Origin of the sequence: Fibrobacter sp. (genome assembly GCF_017545445.1) — a bacterium.
Lineage (GTDB): Bacteria > Fibrobacterota > Fibrobacteria > Fibrobacterales > Fibrobacteraceae > Fibrobacter.
The window spans coordinates 1-19,190 of the sequence record NZ_JAFWOM010000173.1 but is presented as its reverse complement, the minus strand read 5'-3'; the positions used below and the strand labels follow the sequence as shown (position 1 = coordinate 19,190).

Genomic DNA, 19,190 nt, shown 5'->3' with positions numbered 1-19,190 from the left:
TCCGCTCTGCGAAGCTTGGCAACCAGCTGCACGTATCGTTCGAAGTTCCTGACGAACTCGTCGATGAAAGCACGAGGGTAGAACTCCTGACCGCGAAGGGCGGCGTAGTCGCGACAGCTTCTGCAAGGTCCATGTTCGGGACGAACAAGGTCGCTATGGATGCTCCGAAGAACGGCGTCTATATCCTCCGCGTCCGCGTGGGCTCAGCCCAGCTGACGCAGCGGATCCTCGTGAAGTAAGCTAAGAGACGCTGGAAATTCATAATCAACAAGGCACGGGGCTAACCCCCGTGCCTTTCGTCATCCTAAACGGCACTGCAGAACGCGACCAGAACGGCACCGCGAATGCGTCCACAACGTCACTGTTGGATTCGTCCTGAACAGCACAATCGGACGCGTCACCCAGAACGATACTGCAGAAATGCGTCATCCTGACGACCAAAGGGAGGAAGGATCCAGTTAAGTCTTGAAATGCGAAAGCAGAAATTGACTGGATTGGGCCTTTTTTTGCAAAAATGTGCTACTAAAATTCAAAAAATCCTGTTTTAGTAGCATATTGTTGTGAATAAATTAAACATTTTTGTGAGGAAAAAGAAGTTTGTCGGTACATTTTGTGCTACTAAATCTGCAAAAACTCGATTTAGTAGCATAAAATCGCAAAAATGCGATGTAAAAGCCCTTAAAACTGCATTCGAAAGCTATCAAATGTAAATGGAACAATTTCAAGTGCTGTTCCAACAGCTGTTGCAGAACATTTCGCATTCCCGCGGTACACGTTTCCCTCTGCGGAACACGGCACTTTCGGCAGAACACGTTTCCTCCTACGAAACACATGTCCCTTTGCGGTACACGTTTCCCTCTGCGGAACACGGCTCTCTCGGCAGAACACGGCACCCCTGCGGAACACGTCAGCGATGCACGTTTTCCCCTACGAAACACATGTCCCTTTGCGGTACACGTTTTCACCTCCGTGATACACGTTCCTTTCGTATTTTTGGTGTTTTTTTCCGTTTTTCGCAATTTTTCTTGATTGTAAAAAGAACTTTATGTATGGTAGCTCACAAAATAGACCTTGTTTGGGCGATATCTTTTATTTGTGTAACATTTTAATTATATTTGGTCTAAAACACTTTTTTTGAAGATTTTTTATGAACAAAAATCAAAATTTTTATGGGATTGTCGTGGCCATTTTAATGGTCCTTTCGTTCGTATCCACAACTTGGGCTGATACCCCCATCAAATACTTCTGTTTCAGCAATGATATGGACGGAAACTTATTGTTCCACCAGGCTATCACTAAACCTAGTGGTGAAGACTGTTTTGAACATTGGTATTACGATGGCGTTTACGATGCTTACTCCCACGCCCAAAATTGGCTGAACTCACACGAAAGGAAGAAGATTATCCTCACCTCGAATATCGAGTTTGCGGGGCAAGACCAAAACGGCGATTGTGCGGAGCTTGAATTTAATGCTTTCAAGGGCAAATACCTCACGCTGGGCGAAAATGATACCATTCAAAGCCAGGCTGGTACGCGTGATACTATTAAAGGGCTTTGCTTCAAGTCCAACCAAAGTGGAGATCAATATATCGGTTTTGTCTATTATGGTGGTATAGGGGCAAATTTGACGAACGTCTCTTTTGATAACGTTTACTTTGATTTGGAACGCTACGGGAATGATGTAGGCATTATTCTTGCTCGAAATGGCAATGAAATGGTAAGCCAAATGAGCGACATTACTGACATTTCCGTGAAAAATTCGGTGTTTAAAGCGGATGTAAGCTTAGGAAGTGCTGTGGGTGCTGTGGCAAGTTATGTTCCTCATGTGGGTAACATGAAAAATATAGTTGTAGATAATGTGACTGTAAAAGCTTATTCTACAGGCGGTGTCATTGGTATAGTTGCTTCTAATGGTTCTCTTGCTTTAAATGCTTCGGATATAAGGGTCAGCAATCTTACAGCTGACCTAAGTCAAAACTCATACAATTATGTCGGCGGTGTGTTTGGTGAGCTTGGAGGTGGGTCTGGTGCGTTTGTGTTGGAAAACATATACGTCAATGGCGCCTTAAATGGTAGCATTGCGGGCGGCCTTGCGGGGAGAATGAAAAATGACAATATGGTTACAATCAAGAAAACGAAGGTCAATGCAAACATTTTGTCAGAACGCGGTAACTATTCGGTAGGTGGACTTGTCGGTAGTCTTTCTACGAGTGCTTCAGTAAAGCTTTATATTCAACATAACAGTATTAGTGGTAAAATAAGAGCGACTCGCGATGATGTTACACCAAGCGAGTATTGCGGTTACTTGATGGCCGGTGCCCCTAAAAATACAGAATATCACGTAAATGACAACTATTATTACGGCACTGACGGAAGCCTCGCATACACCGGTTTTGGTAGTGAGTGGGATAACGTTTGTGGTTGGGAAAATTTCAATATCGCCAATGTTGATCCCAGCAATTGTAGTGCTCTTGCTAATTCCGTTGTCGAGCGAAACTTCAGCAATGAAATGACGGGTTCTAATGCCAACGGCAACCTGAGGTTTAATGATAGCTACAGCATTCAGGGTACCGGGGATAATTCAAATAAAACGTATTTGAACGGCGTTATTCCGGTTGCCCAGATGACTAGCCCGAAATTCGCGGCCGTTTTGAACAGGGACGAAGCGAACTGGACTGTACTAGGTTCCAACAGCTTGCCGACTCTTATAGATGCAAATACAAAGCCTGTTTATGCGGTGAGCTTTGATTCTGCGTCTTTCTACAATAATGCTGATGACGAAGGCAAGACCAAGTTAAATACGGCCCTTACAAACAAAACCCGTGAGCTAGAAAAAATAGACGATACTCACAGGGCTTTGTTGCTCTTTACGGACTCCGACGGCAAGCTTAGCTCAGAAGACCTGTCGTTTGTGAGCGGTCTTCAGGAAGGGGGCTTCTGGAATCCTCAATCCGGGACTCCGGCTTTGGATGCCAATTCAGAGTATTCGAGCAATGCCGCTTATACGTTCCGTTCTTCCAAAAAATTCTGCTTTAAAGAAAATACCGCTCAAGACACGTTGTATTTCCGCCAGACTTCGCAACCTGAGAACGACGAAACTTGCTTTGAATACTGGAACGATGGGAGTGGATACGACGCTCGAACCTATGCTCAAGACAAATTATCACAATCTCATTCAATCGTAGTGACTTCGGATATCCAGTTTGCAGGAAAGTTTACGGACGGTAATGGAAAAACGAGCTGCGTCGATGCTCCCAATGCATTCAAGGGGGGATATTTGGAGCTGGATGAGCAAGAGGTATTCAAGAACGAAGATGGCAAACATTATACGATATCCGGCCTTTGCTATGTGAATGAATCTGGAAACAATTCAATTGCTTTTGTGCGTTATACTAGTAACAATCAAACTTTTGTAAAGAACCTGAATTTTTCGGATGTTTACTTTAAATTGAACCAGAGCGACAATACTGATGTGGGGGTTGTATCGACGGGGGATCTACCTATAAGTTCCCTTGAGGGTATTTCTGTAGAGAATTCGTATTTCGAAGCTAAATATGCCGGTGCAGTTGTGGGCAACATGGAGAATGAAAGTAACTGGATTGATAACCTAAAAAATATAACTGTAAGTAACGTGACGGTGAAAGGCATGCATGCTGGTGGCGTTATGGGGCATGCGGGTAGAGTCTTTTATATTCAAGATATTATGGTCAACAATGTCACTGTTGACGGTTCTAATGTCGCTGGCGCTGTCATTGGTAGGGAATTTACTGATTATGGTGCGCCTGATGGTGGTTATGTTGATGTTTCAAATGTTACAGTCGATGGAACAACTAAAGTAACAGGCGATACGGTTGGCGGTTTGTTTGGAAAACTGCATATTGAAGCTTATGGAGAAGGTGATAGCCGTTTTAGACGCAATTCTATAAGAGGAACCTTTGCTGGAGGCCATATCAGCGGTGGTCTTGTTGGTTTTTTTGATGATTTTGACGCTCCTATTCACATGAATTATAACTATGTGAATGGTAAAATTTCTGTTACGGAGACGGGGGGTGAAAGCGGTTATTTAATTGGCGGTTTGGATATTGTTAATCAAGGGAGCAATGCTCTCTATGACATTACCGGCAACTATTATATTGCAGATAACGGTTCTACAGCAATTACAGGTATAGGCTCGCATGCGTCTATTTGGAAAAATCCTTCTGATCCTTTTAATGATCCTTCTTATACACTTACTAACGCGACTATCAAACACAACTTCATGAATGTCGTGAGTCCTTATACTGCTGCCGATGGCACGTTGCGTTATGATTCCTCTAAACCGATTGCTTATGGTTCGGACGGATTTGCCAACGGCATGATTAATGAAAATGACATGAAAACGCCGCTTTTTGCAGCGATCTTGAACCGGAACGAGGGGGCTTGGACTTTAGATGCAAGCCAAAACGACGGTTTCCCGATTTTTGCCGACGTGAATGCCGTTACGGGCGACCGCATGCCGATTTATGCAGTCCGCTTCAACATGGATGCATTCAATGGTTCGGCCAGCGATGATCAAAAGACCACTTTGAACACGGCAATTTCAGGTGGTACGCGTTCGTTGGAATATGTCGAAGGTGCTGCGTATGATGGTCTCGTGCTCTTTACGGACAACACTGGCAAACTCAGTTCTAGCGATGTCGCTTTTGTAAAAGACCTTGTTGAAACTCCCACATATTGGGACGGCTCGGCGAATGCCTCTACAAAGGACATCAGCAGCACCACGGTGTATGACAACGGTGATTACCTCTATAAGTATGCTCCGTCCCGCTACTTCTGCTTTGAAGATAATATGGCGAATCGTATATTGAACTTTAGCCAGGTGAAAGCTGCTTCTAATCCTGCTTCCGATCCTAACAGCGGCTATACAGCATGCTTTGAGTACTGGTACGATCTAAAGGCTAGTCATAGCTCTGGGACTATTTATGATGCACGAAGCTATATTCAAAGAAAGACGAGTAATAGTGAAGTAACAATCGTTTTAACTTCGGATATCGTGTTTGCCGGAACGAAAATCTCTAATAATGGTAATTCTTCTGATACGGCTTGCGTCGATGCTCCCAATGCTTTGCACGGTCGAGCTCTAGGTATCTCATTGGTGGGAAACCAAAAAATTGATGGTAATGGCCATACCATATCTGGACTTTGCTTTATTGGAGATGAAAGTAGTTCACAACTTTGGTTTGTCTCTGTAGGGGAGGGCTCGAGTGTAACTGATATTACCTTCTCAGATGTTTACTTTAAGATGTCGGGAGGAGTTGGTGGCGGTACCGAAGTTGGACTTTTTGTATTAAGTCCTAACGCTAAATTGGATGGCAATATTACTGTTGAAAACTCGAAATTCGTTGGAATTGGTAAAGATGCTTACGCTGGCGCGATTGCTGGCCTTGCTGTAGGTATTGCTGGTATTTCGAATGTAACCGTGAAGGATGTCGAAGTTGAAGCCGAGAATGCAGGCGCTATTGTTGGTTCTTATGTGCGAAGCTGGGATGACAATCATGTCAAATTTGAAAATATCTCTGTAAAAGCCTCCGTAAACAACACCATTAAAAACACCATTAAAGGTGTTTATGTTGGTGGCATTATCGGTAAGATTGTGGAATCGGAAAACTATTCAATTACGATTCAGAAGGTTTCTGTTTTTGCTGATATTATGGCTAATGACTTAAGGTTGGAGAATGTGAACCTGTTGTATGCTGGTGGTCTTGTGGGCTATGTTGATCATGATCAAAATGGCGTTGTTGCTAAGCTTAATATTAAGAATACTTATTCGATGGGCTCTATAAAAAGGATTGCTACTCCTAATGTTCTTACTAGTGCCGAAATTGGCTACTTGATTGGCGGCTTGCTGAAAAATGGTGATCATTCGTATCAACTCAACATTACAGACAACTATTATTTTAGAACAGATGATTCTGACCCCGTGCGTTTGGGAATTGCTAGTTTCGTAGATGCCGGAACGGCTTCTGATATTCCAGATGCCGACTGGAAGAATCCGACTGATGAAAATGTATGGGGTATTAATGGCAGTGTCATCGCTCGCAACTTCCACGATGTTTCGGCTCCGTATGCTCCTACTGGCGATTTGCGTTATGACGCTTCAAAACCGATTATTGACGCTTCGAACGTAACTTATGCCAACGGCTCGATTATTGACGATGATATGAAAACGCCCCGTTTTGCGGCTGTCTTGAACAGGGAAGAGGGCGCATGGACTTTGGATGCTAGCCAAAACAACGGGTTGCCGTTCTTTGCCGATGAAACTGCCGCTACCGGCGACCGCAAGCCGATTTACGCTGTTGGCCTTGATTACGCTTCTTTCGATGCTGTAGTTGATGCAAATAGTTCTCTCAGGGATGATTGGAATTTGGCAGTCAGTTCCCATCCGATAGAAGCCATAGACGATACTCATAGCGGAATTGTTCTATTTACGGATAACACGGGCAAGCTTTCCAGTGTTGACCTCGGTGTTGCAAACGGCCTCGAAGGCTCTGAAAATTCCTGGTATAACGCAACGTATGGATTGGATCAAGAAATTAAAAGCAATGCGCTATTTACGTACAGAGGCCCCGTCAATTACTTCTGCTTTGAAGCAAACTCGACGAATGATGTCTTGAATTTTAGCCAGACGGTTGCCGGTCCTAATCCCACTACCAGTACAATGAAGTGCTTCGATTACTGGTTCAATGACAATTGCACGACTCGCAGCACCGCTCCTGCGGATTGTGATGCCCGTACCTATGTACAGACTTGGTTGGATGCTAATAATGCGGATCCGACTACAACGAAAACGATTGTTCTGAAATCGGATATCCAGTTTGCCGGGAAGCAAATCAATTATGACAATAACAGCAATCCGCTTGATACGGTCTGCTTAGATGCTCTTAACGCGTTCAAGGGCAAATATCTGGAATTGGGCAACAATGACGTGTTCACAAGCGAATCCGGCAAGGTTGATACGATTTCTGGGCTATGCTATACGTCTAGTGCCCCTTCCGAAGAGGCTTATTTTGCCATGTTGCTTAACGAAGCTTCTTTTGAACAAGTCTCTTTCAAGAATGTTTACTTTAAGATGGAGGGTGATGGCTCACGAGCCAGTGCTTTAAGCGGTAGTGATATTAGCAAAATAATCAGCAATATTACCGTGGATGACTCGTATTTCAAAACCGGTGTAGATGGTGCATCGGGTGCCATTTTTGCCCACGTTACATTTGTACATGGCTCCGGCCTTAATTCTTTGACGGTTCGAAACACGCGTATAGATGGTGATGCCTATGCGGGTGCTGTTGTTGGCTCTGCGGAAGGATTGACGGATGTTCATAATGTAACCGTAAGTGATGTCGAAATCATTTGTAATTATGATAATCCTAATGGTTATTCAAATTATGGTGGCGGCGTTGTTGGATTTATCGAATATTATGGTGCACTCGACCTTACGGCACTCCGCTTGAATAATGTTACTGTAAAGGGCGAAAATGTTGGCGGCGTTGTCGGTTCGCTCGATTGGGGGGATGGTTCAGCTACAGAAATTCCGGTTTCGCTCAGTGATATTTCTGTCGATGGCTCGTTAGAGGGGAGTGTTGCCGCTGGTGGCCTTGTTGGTAATGTGTCTTCTAGGGGCTCCAATGTAAATCATCGTTTGCTGCTGTCCATTAAGAATACATATACGAAGGGAAATATAAAGGGGAAGGATAATACTGCTTCTCTTGGCTATTTAATTGCTGACGGTTTATACTTCTATGGTAAAGCTTCTTTGGCATTCGATGTTATTGATAACTACCATTTCGGAACAAATGATGCTTCCGTGGTTTCTGGTTTTGCTCTGTTTACTGAAAGCGAATGGAAAACAGTTCCTTCTTCTATAGAACCTAGTTCGGGAATTATTATTAATTATACCGGTACAATCGCACGCAACTTCCGCAATACCGGCTCAAATTCAGTAGTGATTCCTGATGGCTCGTTGCGTTATGACGCTTCTAAACCGATTGTGAATATCTCGACTGGGGATGAGTTTGCCAACGGCATGATTTCTGACGACGACATGAAATCGGTCCGCTTTGCTGCTGTATTGAACAGGGAAGGGAGCAAATGGACTTATGCATCGGGTGTAAATAATGATTTGCCGTTCTTTGCCGATGTCAATGCTGTTACCGGCGACCGCATGCCGATTTACGCTGTTCGCTTCAACATGGATTCTTTCAATCGCATGGCCAGCGATGATCAAAAGGCCACTTTGAACACGGCAATTAATGCTGGCACGCGTTCTTTGGAATACGTCGAAGGTGCCACAGAAAATGGTATCGTGCTCTTTACTGAAAACACTGGCAAACTCAATTCTAGCGATATCAGTTTTGTAACCAGCCTTGCAGATAATGTCACCACATCTTGGGTTGGCCCAGTGAATGCTCCTGCGTTGGATGCCAACAATCTCGCAGTGTATAATAACGGCGGTTACGTCTATACGTATCAGGGGGCTTCCAGCTACTTCTGCTTTAAAGATGGTGCTAATAGCCATGAATATGAATTGCGTCAAGTTGTTGATTTCTCCAACCCTTCGGCTAACGGCGAAAAATGCTATGAATACTGGTACGACGAGAACAAAACGCATACCGTAACAGACCCGGCGAATAGTGAGTACGACCCGGATAACGACATTTTCCCGGATGCGTACTCTTTCATACAGAATAAACAAAACGACAACTCCGTTAAAGTTCACTTGACTTCGGATATCCGATTTGCCGGTACGTACGATAATAACGGAACTACGGCTTGCGTTGACGCTCCGAATGCGTTCAAGGGTAAATCCCTCGCGCTTTCCCAAGATATTTTCCAAAGTATGGCTGGCGAACGTTATACGATAACGGGACTTTGCTTTATATCTTCTTCTCTTGATAGCATGAGCTTTGCCTATTATGCTGGTAATTACCCTAATACGGCGAACTTGACGAACGTCACTTTTGACAGCGTTTACTTTGATGTTCCTTACAAGGCTGGCATTATTATTGTTTCGGACACAGCTTACGAAATGAGCGACATCGCGGACATTACCGTTAAAAATTCGACGTTCAAAGCGGCATGGGGAACAGCTGGTGCTGTTGCTGCATCCGCTAAAGGCGTTGAAAACGTTAAAAATATAGTTGTAGATAGCGTTTCTGTAATTGCTCAATCTGCCGGTGGCCTCTTTGGTTCATACAAAACTAAAGGCAAAAATTTAACGGTGTCCGATATTTCTGTGAGCGAACTTACGCTGTCTGGATCTAGCTATTATGCTGGCGGCGTGATGGGTGAGATTAATTATCAGGATTTCAATAGTGATATTACGTTCCAGAACATCTCTGTCCGCGGATCCGCTAGCGGCTTTAGCGGACGAGGCCGTTTGGGCGGCCTTGTGGGGAATATAAGCTCAGAGGGCTTGTCCTCGAAAATTACTATTAAAAATGCGATGGTCGAATCCGATATTAAAGCTAGTTTCAGCAGTGGCTATTCTGTTTCGGCTGGCGGTCTTGTGGGTATGATCAAGAAGGATGAAAATTCTGATCCCTCTCTTGAAAATAAACTTGAAATTAACATTCAACATAACTACACGAAGGGCAGTATCGTAGCGCTAAATAACCAAGGCAATCCGGATTTGAACAGTAATGGTTATTTGGTCGGGTATTGTACAGACTATCGTTCAAACTATAATTATCCCTGCACTAGCAACCTCCATTTGAAAGACAACTACCATTATGGCGATGGTGATGACAACTCATCGCGCGGCGTTGGAAACTTCTCCTCATGGGATAACCCTCATAGCAGCTATGGTTACGATGTCGTTCGTAACTTCCGCAATGCAACGAGCGAGTTTGCATCAAATGGCAATTTGGTGTATAATGCGGATTACTCTATCCAAGGGACTGGCAACAATTCGAATCAAACGTACGAAAACGGTGTTATTCCGGCAGAGCAGATGGCGAGTGCGAAATTGGCTGCTGTTCTGAACATGGACGAACCGGTTTGGACGGTCGATGCAAACGAGAATAGCGGCATGCCTGTGTTTGTAAACGGAACAACTTATAAACCTGTTTACCCTGTAAAGTTTGCTATAGACTATTTCAACGAAAAAGCCGATGTCTTTCAAAAGAATGTATTGCAAGATTCCGTTAATGCCGGTTCTCGTCAGATCGAAAAATTGAACGAGTTCAGCAACGGGTTCATTGTATTCACGAATAGCGATGGCAAGCTCGACGCTGCCGATGTCTCTTTCGTAAAAAGCCTTTTGAAAGACGACGGTTCTGATTCTTGGGTTGCAGGCTCATTGGTGTGGAGTGAAAACAAGCAATATAGCAGCGACAACGTTGTCTATCGCTACAAGAACAACTCCGCTACCAACTACTTCTGCTTCAAGCAAGTCGGTAGCACCGATGATTTGGAATTCCGCCAAGAGCTTAATGCCGACTCTGACCCGGCAACGGCTAATGAATCTTGCTTTGAATTCTGGTTTGACCCGGCCGCCATGCACACTGCGACTCCGGTCAACACCTATTACGACCCGGCAAACGGCGTGTTCCCGGACGCATACTCTTACGTCCAGTACTGGCTGGATAATAAAGAAGCTACGATAACCTTGGTGTCGGACATTGCATTTGCCGGCTATAAGATTAACCTTGACAATATCGGTAATCCGACAGATACGTCCTGTGTGAATAACGCGAGTGCATTCATGGGCCAGTACTTGACGCTTGGTGCAAATGATGTTCTCAAGAGCAAGGACGGCGAACGTTATACAATAAAAGACCTTTGCAACATTAGTAATCAAGAAGGCAAGGGCTTTGTCAAAATTGATGCTGCTACTGCGAAGTTGACCAATGTCTCATTTGACAGTGTGTATTTCAACATACCGAATGATGTCGGTCTCATGTTCTTTGGCGATGCCGATGGCAGCAACCATGGATTCGAAATTACCGATATAACGGTGAACAATTCCATATTTAAAACGAAGAACGCCTCTGTGGGCGCAATCGCGGGTTTTGTTCCTGCACTGAAAAAATTAGAGAATATCGTTCTTGAAAACGTTGTTGTAAATGGTAACATTACTGGATATTTTTCTGGTGCATATTACGGCGTTGGCGGCGTAGTCGGAGGTGTCCAGGCTTTCTACGATGTTTCTGGTACAAATTGCAGTGCCGATGAATTGTCGGTGAAGAACATCTCTGCAAATGGGCTGACTGTTGATGGTCTAGGGGATACTTATCCGAGAGTTGGCGGCGTGATTGGTCGAATTAAGGGCTGCTCAAAGCCGTTAACGTTCGAAAACATTGCTATCAGTAACGGAATTATTAACAGTAATGACGAGGTCGGCGGCCTTTTGGGAACATTTGAATCTCACGACAATAATGGGGCCGGAACTTCTATCAAGATTCAGAAAACGAAGGTCTTGGCCGATATTACTGTGAATGGAAGCTATAAAATTATTGGTGGCCTTGTGGGGCGCTTCTCTACTGCGACAGCGGGACAGAATAAAATTGATGTTCGCCAGAACTATGTGATTGGCAATATAACGAGTAGTAACCAGTCTCGTGGTTATCTGTTCGGTTATATTGGTGATCCTGGAACAGAGAAAACCGTATATACCATCACTGACAACTATCATTATGGAACGAACGATTATAATATTGTCTCTGGTATCGGGTCCGTGGGTTCTGATGATTTGACGACTTGGACTGATGGGGTCGGTTATAAATCTGACTGGTCTAAAGCTTACTGGTCTAACGCCGATATAAATGAAGATAACTCCGGCAGCGTTGTTGCCCGTAACTTCCGCAACGCTTTGCCTAGTGCTTCTTTGGACGAAAATCTCCCTGCTGACGGCGATTTGCTGTTCGTCAATTTCGACAAGCCTGTTTATACTTATGATGCACAGAAAAAACAAGACGTTTATAATTACAACGGCGTTATTCCTGCTGCCCAAATGGGTAAAAAGCTGGCAGCCATCTTGAACTTGGGCGAGGGCGTCTGGACCGTCGATGCGAACGTCAATAACGGCATGCCGGTATTCGTTGAAGGTTCTGCCAAGCCGCTTTACGCCGTAAGGTTTGAAACTAACGACTTTAACGACAGGGCCGATGCTGTTCAAAGACTGGCGTTGAAAAACGGAAACGTCCAAATCGAAAAAATTGACGAAAACAATAACGGATTCGTTGTTTATACGAATGACAACGGCTTCCTCGATGCTTCCGATGTCAATTTCGCCAACAGCCTCTTGGTGGGTAGCGATGGCAATGCCAATGGCTCTTGGACCGGCACGCCGGCATTGAGCACAAGCGAACTGATTTCGAACAACAACGTGGTATATCGCTACGAATCTAGCGTCCCGTCCATGTTCTTCTGCTTCGAAAAAGATGGCGATAACTTGAACTTGCAACAAACTTCGGACAAGACGACTGCCGTAGCAAACGGCGAAACTTGCTTCGAATACTGGTACAACGAACGTGTCGAACATAGCGGACAAAACGCTCAGTACGACCCGGCAAACGATGTCTTCCCGGACGCTTACACTTACGTCCAGTACTGGCTGGATAACAAACAAGCTAAAATTACTTTGACTTCGAACATCGTATTTGCCGGGTTCGATGACCAAAGCAACAGCTGCAACCCGGGCGTGAATGCATTCAAGGGCAAGTTCCTGACGCTTGGCGAAAATGACGTTGTCCAAAGTGTCGCTGGCACACGTGACACGGTAAAGGGACTTTGCTACACCACAGATCAAATAGAAAGCATGGGTTTTGTCTATTATACGGACAAGACGGCGAATTTGACGAACGTCTCCTTTGACAGTGTCTATTTTGATTTAGGGACAAATGGCCGCAACGTCGGTATCATTCTCGTTGATAATAACAGGGGGGCTGCAACGACTCCTATAACCGAAATGAGCGATATTACAGATATTTCTGTGAAAAATTCTGTGTTCAAGTCGGGTTCTGTTGCCGGTTCTGTGGCCAGTGTTGTTTATGGCTTGAACAATGTTAGCAATGTTGCTGTAGAAAATGTCACTGTATTGGCTAATGCTGCCGGTGGTGTCATAGGCTCAGCTTCTGTTGAAAGCAATGCTTTAAGCGTTTCTGGTGTATCGGTAAGTGGGCTTACTGCAAATCTTGAAGATGAATATAGTGTTGCGGGTGGCGTCTTTGGACAAATTACAAACGGCACGCCAGAGGTGGCTTTTGAAAATGTCGCTGTCAGCGGCTCCATTAGGGGCAGTGATGCCGGTGGCATTGTGGGAAGTGTCTTGTCGAGCAATGCAACGGGAGGCTCTTCGTTCAAGATTCATAAATCGAAGGTGCTGGCGACCATTACTGCCGACAGAGGCAATAAAGATGTTGGCGGCCTTGTCGGTTCGTTCACGGAAGCTGATGATGGGCAGACTGTTATTGATATTTACCATAACTATGTGATTGGCAATATTTCAAGTGAAGCGGATTCTCGTGGTTACTTGATTGGCTTGATTAGCAAGAACAATACCGCTACGGCGAATGCAACGACCAAATTCACCATAAATATGAACTACCATTATGGTTCTAGCGACGCTCTGGTTGTTTCGGGTATCGGACAAAGAGGTTCGGACGTTTTGACGGCTGCAGACTGGCGTGAACCTACCACACTTATAGGCGTTGACGGCAGCAGTGTTGCGGACAACTACCGCAATGCTATAACCACAGGAGCAACGACTCTCGATGCCGATGGCGATTTTAGATACTGCTATGGCTATATCCAAGGAACTGGGAGCAATTCTAATAAGAAGTATAGTAACGGTATTATTTCTGAAGATATGATGAAATCGCGTCGGTTTGCAGGATCTCTCACCGATAGAGTTATGGAAGGAGGGGGGCGATCTGCTTGGACTTTTGTGGATGGCGAAAATGATAACTTGCCGATGTTTGTGGAGGGCAACAACAAGCCAATTCTTAGAGTTGTTCTGCACATGAATTCTTTCTATGCCTTTGCCGATGCGACCTCTATGGCGAATTTGGAAAATGCTAAAACGACCGAAAATCGTCAAGTAGAAGTTGCTTTTGAAAATGGGGATAATCAGAAATATTATGAAATGGTGCTTTTTACAAATAACGAAGGCAAGCTACCTCAAGACGAAATCGATTTTGTGGAGTCTATAACTGGCCCCAATGGTTCTTGGTATGGAAATCAAAATTATGTATTGAGTTCTGCTCAAGATTTTTCCACAGTTTATAGCTATAGTAATTGGCCTGGTTTTTCGTATGAAGTAAGCCTTGGCGGTGACGAGTATTTCCATTTAGAATGTTCTAATGAAGGCGAAAACGGCGAATGCCATCTGTCGCAAATAGAAGTTACGGCTCCGCAAGCTGATGTCGATTTCAAAAAATGGGATGACTTGGTTTATAAATATGATAGTTATAATCAAGGTGTTAATTCAAAATATCCAAAATTAATCTTGGATAGCGATATCGATTTCGGTGGGTATGACAAGGATAGCCGTAGTTGTAGGCTGACGGTGAGCAAATGGATTAATACGATAAGTAAAGGCGTTGAAGGTAACAATCATACCATCAAGGGCTTATGCCATTTGCCCGTTTCCAGAGATTCTGGATTAGATTCTTCTTTTGCGCTGTTTGATTACCTCAGTGGTGAATATGGTGATACTGTGTTTGTCCAAAATATAAAGTTCAAGGACGTTCATATCGAAGGCCGTGATGTAGGTGTTTTATCGATAAGGCTCGATCAAGGTTTTAATTCAATAACAAAAATTACAAATATATCTGCAGAAAATGTCGAGTTGTATAGCACGGGTCTTGCTGGCGTTATAGCTGCAGCATCTTATGCAGGGAGTGACGTTGTTGATAACATCCAGTTGAAAAATATTTCCATTCAATCGTTATCGGGAAATTCGAACTCTACCAATACCACTGGAATCTGTTTTGGCAGTATTATTGGCATCAGTTCTTATGCGAACAATATGCTTATTTCCAATGTAACGGTAGATAGTTTGTTGATGAGAGATTCCATTAATCATGCTCAAAAAGGAGTCGGTGTTGGCGGCCTTGTTGGCTGTTCTGATTATTTAGAAATTTCAAATGTGGAGATCGCAAAAGCGGATATCTCGTCAAATTATGGTTATGTGGGCGGTATTGTAGGTCAATCGAATGGTTCTGTTGAAGTTTCCCAAGTCAATGTTAAGGGCAAGGTTTCTGCTCCTCTTAATAGTTCTACATACGTAGGCGGTATTATGGGATATGGATATGGACAAATAACCCAAGTTTTCTTTAATGGCGATGTTTCTGGCTCGTATGTTGGCGGTATTATGGGTTCCGGTGATGCTGCTATATCTGAAGCTGGCTTTGAAGGTGACATTACGGGTGTATATGTCGGCGGTATTGCGTATAGTGGCACTAATTTATTAATCAAGAACACCTATACCATAGGCAATATTCAAGGTTCTTCTCTAGCGGCCTACATCGTTCAATCGAATTCCATCGACTCTGTATATAACAACTTCCATTTCAGTACAAGCGATAATGACAATGCGAAATTCGGCATTGATTACACTGGCAATGCAAATCAAGATTCTTGGTATTCGGGTCAACCGACTGTCTTTGGCAACGTCTGCAATGCGACGACAAGCGTTCCGGCCGTTGGCGGAAAGATGGGCCACCATTTCAAAGATTTTTATGATCAGGCGCAAGACATCCACCAGTATCTAGCGGATTTCTTTGCTGATGTCGGCGATGATCCCACGACATCTAAACATTTTGGAAACGGCGTTGTTAGTGCAGCCGAAATGAAATCGGGGCTATTTGCTGCCTTGTTGAACTATAATCTGGAATCCAGAGGGGAGCCTGCCCTTTGGGTCGCAAAGGATGGGGAACTCCCGAAATTTGCGAATGGTAACGGACTGCCGAACCACTTGGTCACGTTAGAAACGACGAATTTGCCGCTCTCTACGGACGTGCTTAACAGCTTGACCCACAAGCCCGAAGCAATCCATGTTCAATACTGGTATTATAACACCGATTCCGGTATTAATACTGTTTCGAAGGGTATTACTACTTACACCGACGAAACCGGCAAACTGAATGACGCTTTCAAGGATGACGTGGCTAAGTTCAGCAATCTCGGTGGTACTGTTTCGATTATCGATACCACTACCAATAGCGATGTCTCGCTAGACGGTGCGTTTGCTGCCGCCCAAGCATGGAGAGTTCAATTCCACAAGGAACTGCACATTGTAAACCACTTCTGTGAAGAAATCGGTGGCTATAACTGCAACAGTAGCACAGATCAAATTATAAAGGATGTGCAAGATGCTACAATCAACGGGCATAAGTTGGCATATAGGCAGATACCGGTTTCAACATACGTGCTTGACGGTACTAAGACAATAGTGCCTCCGTTAATGGTGGGTGAATACTATTCGCTTTTAAATGCTGTTATAGACGTATTTGAGATTTGGCCGAGTTCTTACCAGATCAATAACCAAGACCCCAATGAAAGCCCTCTACGCGGCACTCTTAACGATTTTACTAGCTACGATAAGTTGCCAGATGCAATAAAAACCTTGGATTTCTCGACAAAGTATAATGATACGCTCCATCTGTATTACGCCTTTGACACATCGAAAAAAGAATACAAGGTTGCTGTTGAAAATACCGGGGATGAAGATTTGCGTTACAACGGTTATAGCACCGACGATTATGTTATAATTCATTTATTCGGTTATGATGTCGATGGTACGTGGGGTAAAGAAATAAGTGTCACGCGAACCATTCATGCTTCCGCTAACAATAACCCGTTGCCGATGGCCGAGGGCATTGTTATGGAAAATGGTAATTTCGGATTTACACTTGATAAGTGGTCGCTCGAATTCGGCTTAAAATCGAACTTTGAAACGACCGCGAATCCCGAAGTCGTGACCTCTACCGACAAACATGTTCTTGCAAGTACGGATGCGTTTGTATCTGGGTATGCCAGCAAGATTTGGAAAGTAGAAAATCTGAGCGCAACCGACACGGCCTACATGGATTCCATTTATAGGGGCCTTGCGAAACTTGCGGAAACTGGTGCTTCTGTATCTTTAAATGATTTCAAGTTGAAGTTCGTACCGTCGATTACATCAAACGCTTATAGCGTGACGCTCGATTTTGATGACTGGTTCCATAAAGATTCGTTGGTTGTATTCCCCTCGAGTGCACTTAATATTTGGGAGTCTTCAACGGCGACCTTCAATATGCACACTGGAGATAGGTTGCCTCAATTATATGCTTATTCTAAAGAAAATGGTGCATTCTCCCGTATGTGGTGGAGTGCTGATAGACAATATAGTGACATGTGGTTGTCTTCTACGGTTTTGTATCAGGCAACAAACGGTGATGCCAACATAACGGACATAACGCTTTATTCAATACCCTCTTACTTAACGAGTCATGGCCTGATTAACGTCTATGCATACGATGACAATGGCAATTTGTTGACAAATAGAGACGATTATCATGGAAGCATAGTCCTTTCACAGAAAGCCGGTTCAATGGAATTCAAGCAAGAATCCCGTTGGGTTGAAAATGGTGATTTTGATGGACATTATTTTGAAAATTCGCAGGGAGAACCTGAACCGAATTCTCTCAAATTATTATATCCGAGTTCCATATATGATACTTTGATTTTCGATGTAACTACAAAGCCGGATTTAGGCTATGAGATGGTCATTCAGGGATTTGAGCATAGTTGGGATGCTGCCCCCGCCAATGAAGGATGGGGCTATGACGCTACAACTCATAAGCTGAAAATTTCAACCGATGATATGTTAAATTACGACTCTTGGCCGCAATTTAAAGTGACGTACATCCCGTATCATTACAATTTGGAATTTACAATCCCGGAATCGATGCGCAATGGGCAAATCTATGTCGGCAACAAAGAAAAAGTGGGCACGCCTACAGAAGAATATGAAACTGACTGGTTCACGAAGCAAGACAACGTAACCGCAAGTACGGTCAAGGTCCCGACTCTGTACAATGCGGACGGTTGCCGCATCAACTGGAAGCCTGAAGGTCTTGCCGGTTTAACGCACAAGGCCCGCGATATCAAGGAAGAATTGCAGTTCTTGACCTCTACAGAAGATGTCAGCGATTACGTCAACGTGCTCGTTCCTGATTTGGATACGGCGGTATGCCCGAGCGGTACGGTTGCATCGACTTATACAATCGTGAAATTTGACAATAATTCTAGCGGCTTTGGCGAGGTCTATTTCACTCGCACGTTAGCTTATACAAAGCAAGTGCCGAGCGATCCGGATTCTATCGTATTGAAGTATTCGCTTGCCGATGACGGTTCGTTGAAGATTCCTTACGGCGAGAATAGGGCTGGGGTCAAGTTGAAGGTGAACGCTGTCGCTGACGACGGTTATATCTTGGATCATCTGTCTTATGAATATGACGATGGATCTTCTCAACCGGTTTCTACAGCGTTGGAAAATGGCGGTGAATTTGACTACAAGACTGCTGCGGAAGTGCATGTCCAATTCAATCCGCTGAACACCGTCTATGTGAAGTATGACTTGTCGCTTACTTCTGCCGCTGATTCCGCAAATGTGTATCTGCCGGTGGGTGCAGCTTCGACGGCTACGCTCAAGATGGATACGGACAAGGATTCCGTGGTTCTTTGGAAACCGTACTACAATAAAGCCAATAGCGACAAGTGCTTTGCCGGTTGGTCCGAAGTCGCGGCTGCTAATTTCTCTGCGTCGAGCGATTCGCTCTACAAGGTGCTCAGTGCCAATAACTACCAGTTCTTTGCTGGCAACACGGACGAAAGTTCTGCTAAGACTCTCTACGCTATTTGGAAAGGCTGTGCTACAATGGTGGGCGGTTCGGAAACGCCGAATATCAAGCTTGAAAACGGCACGGCTCATACGACGAACTTTGCGTTGTATCAGCTGTTCGGCAACGATACGTTGCACCATGTGGTGCCTTCTGCCGGAATTTCGCTCGTGGGCGACGCGTTCGACTTCTATGTGGATAACGCTCGCACTACAGTCGAAAATGGCTACGATATTGCAACGGACGCTTACAGTCTCTCTTACAGTTACGATGACGGCAATGGAGTTGTCTCTGGCACGGTGGATCCGCAGGTGGACGGCGCATGGAGAG

Annotated in this window: 2 protein-coding genes; both read left to right on the top strand. The window is 44.4% G+C overall.

Features of this window, described 5'->3' with window-relative positions:
• Nucleotides 1–239 (top strand): T9SS type A sorting domain-containing protein (locus tag IKG78_RS19740; protein WP_290947213.1); only part of this gene is annotated, 239 nt, incomplete at its 5' end.
• 908 nt (nucleotides 240–1,147) lie between these two features.
• On the top strand, nucleotides 1,148–19,190 hold an 18,043-nt coding region (locus IKG78_RS19735), incomplete at its 3' end, for a hypothetical protein (RefSeq protein WP_290947210.1).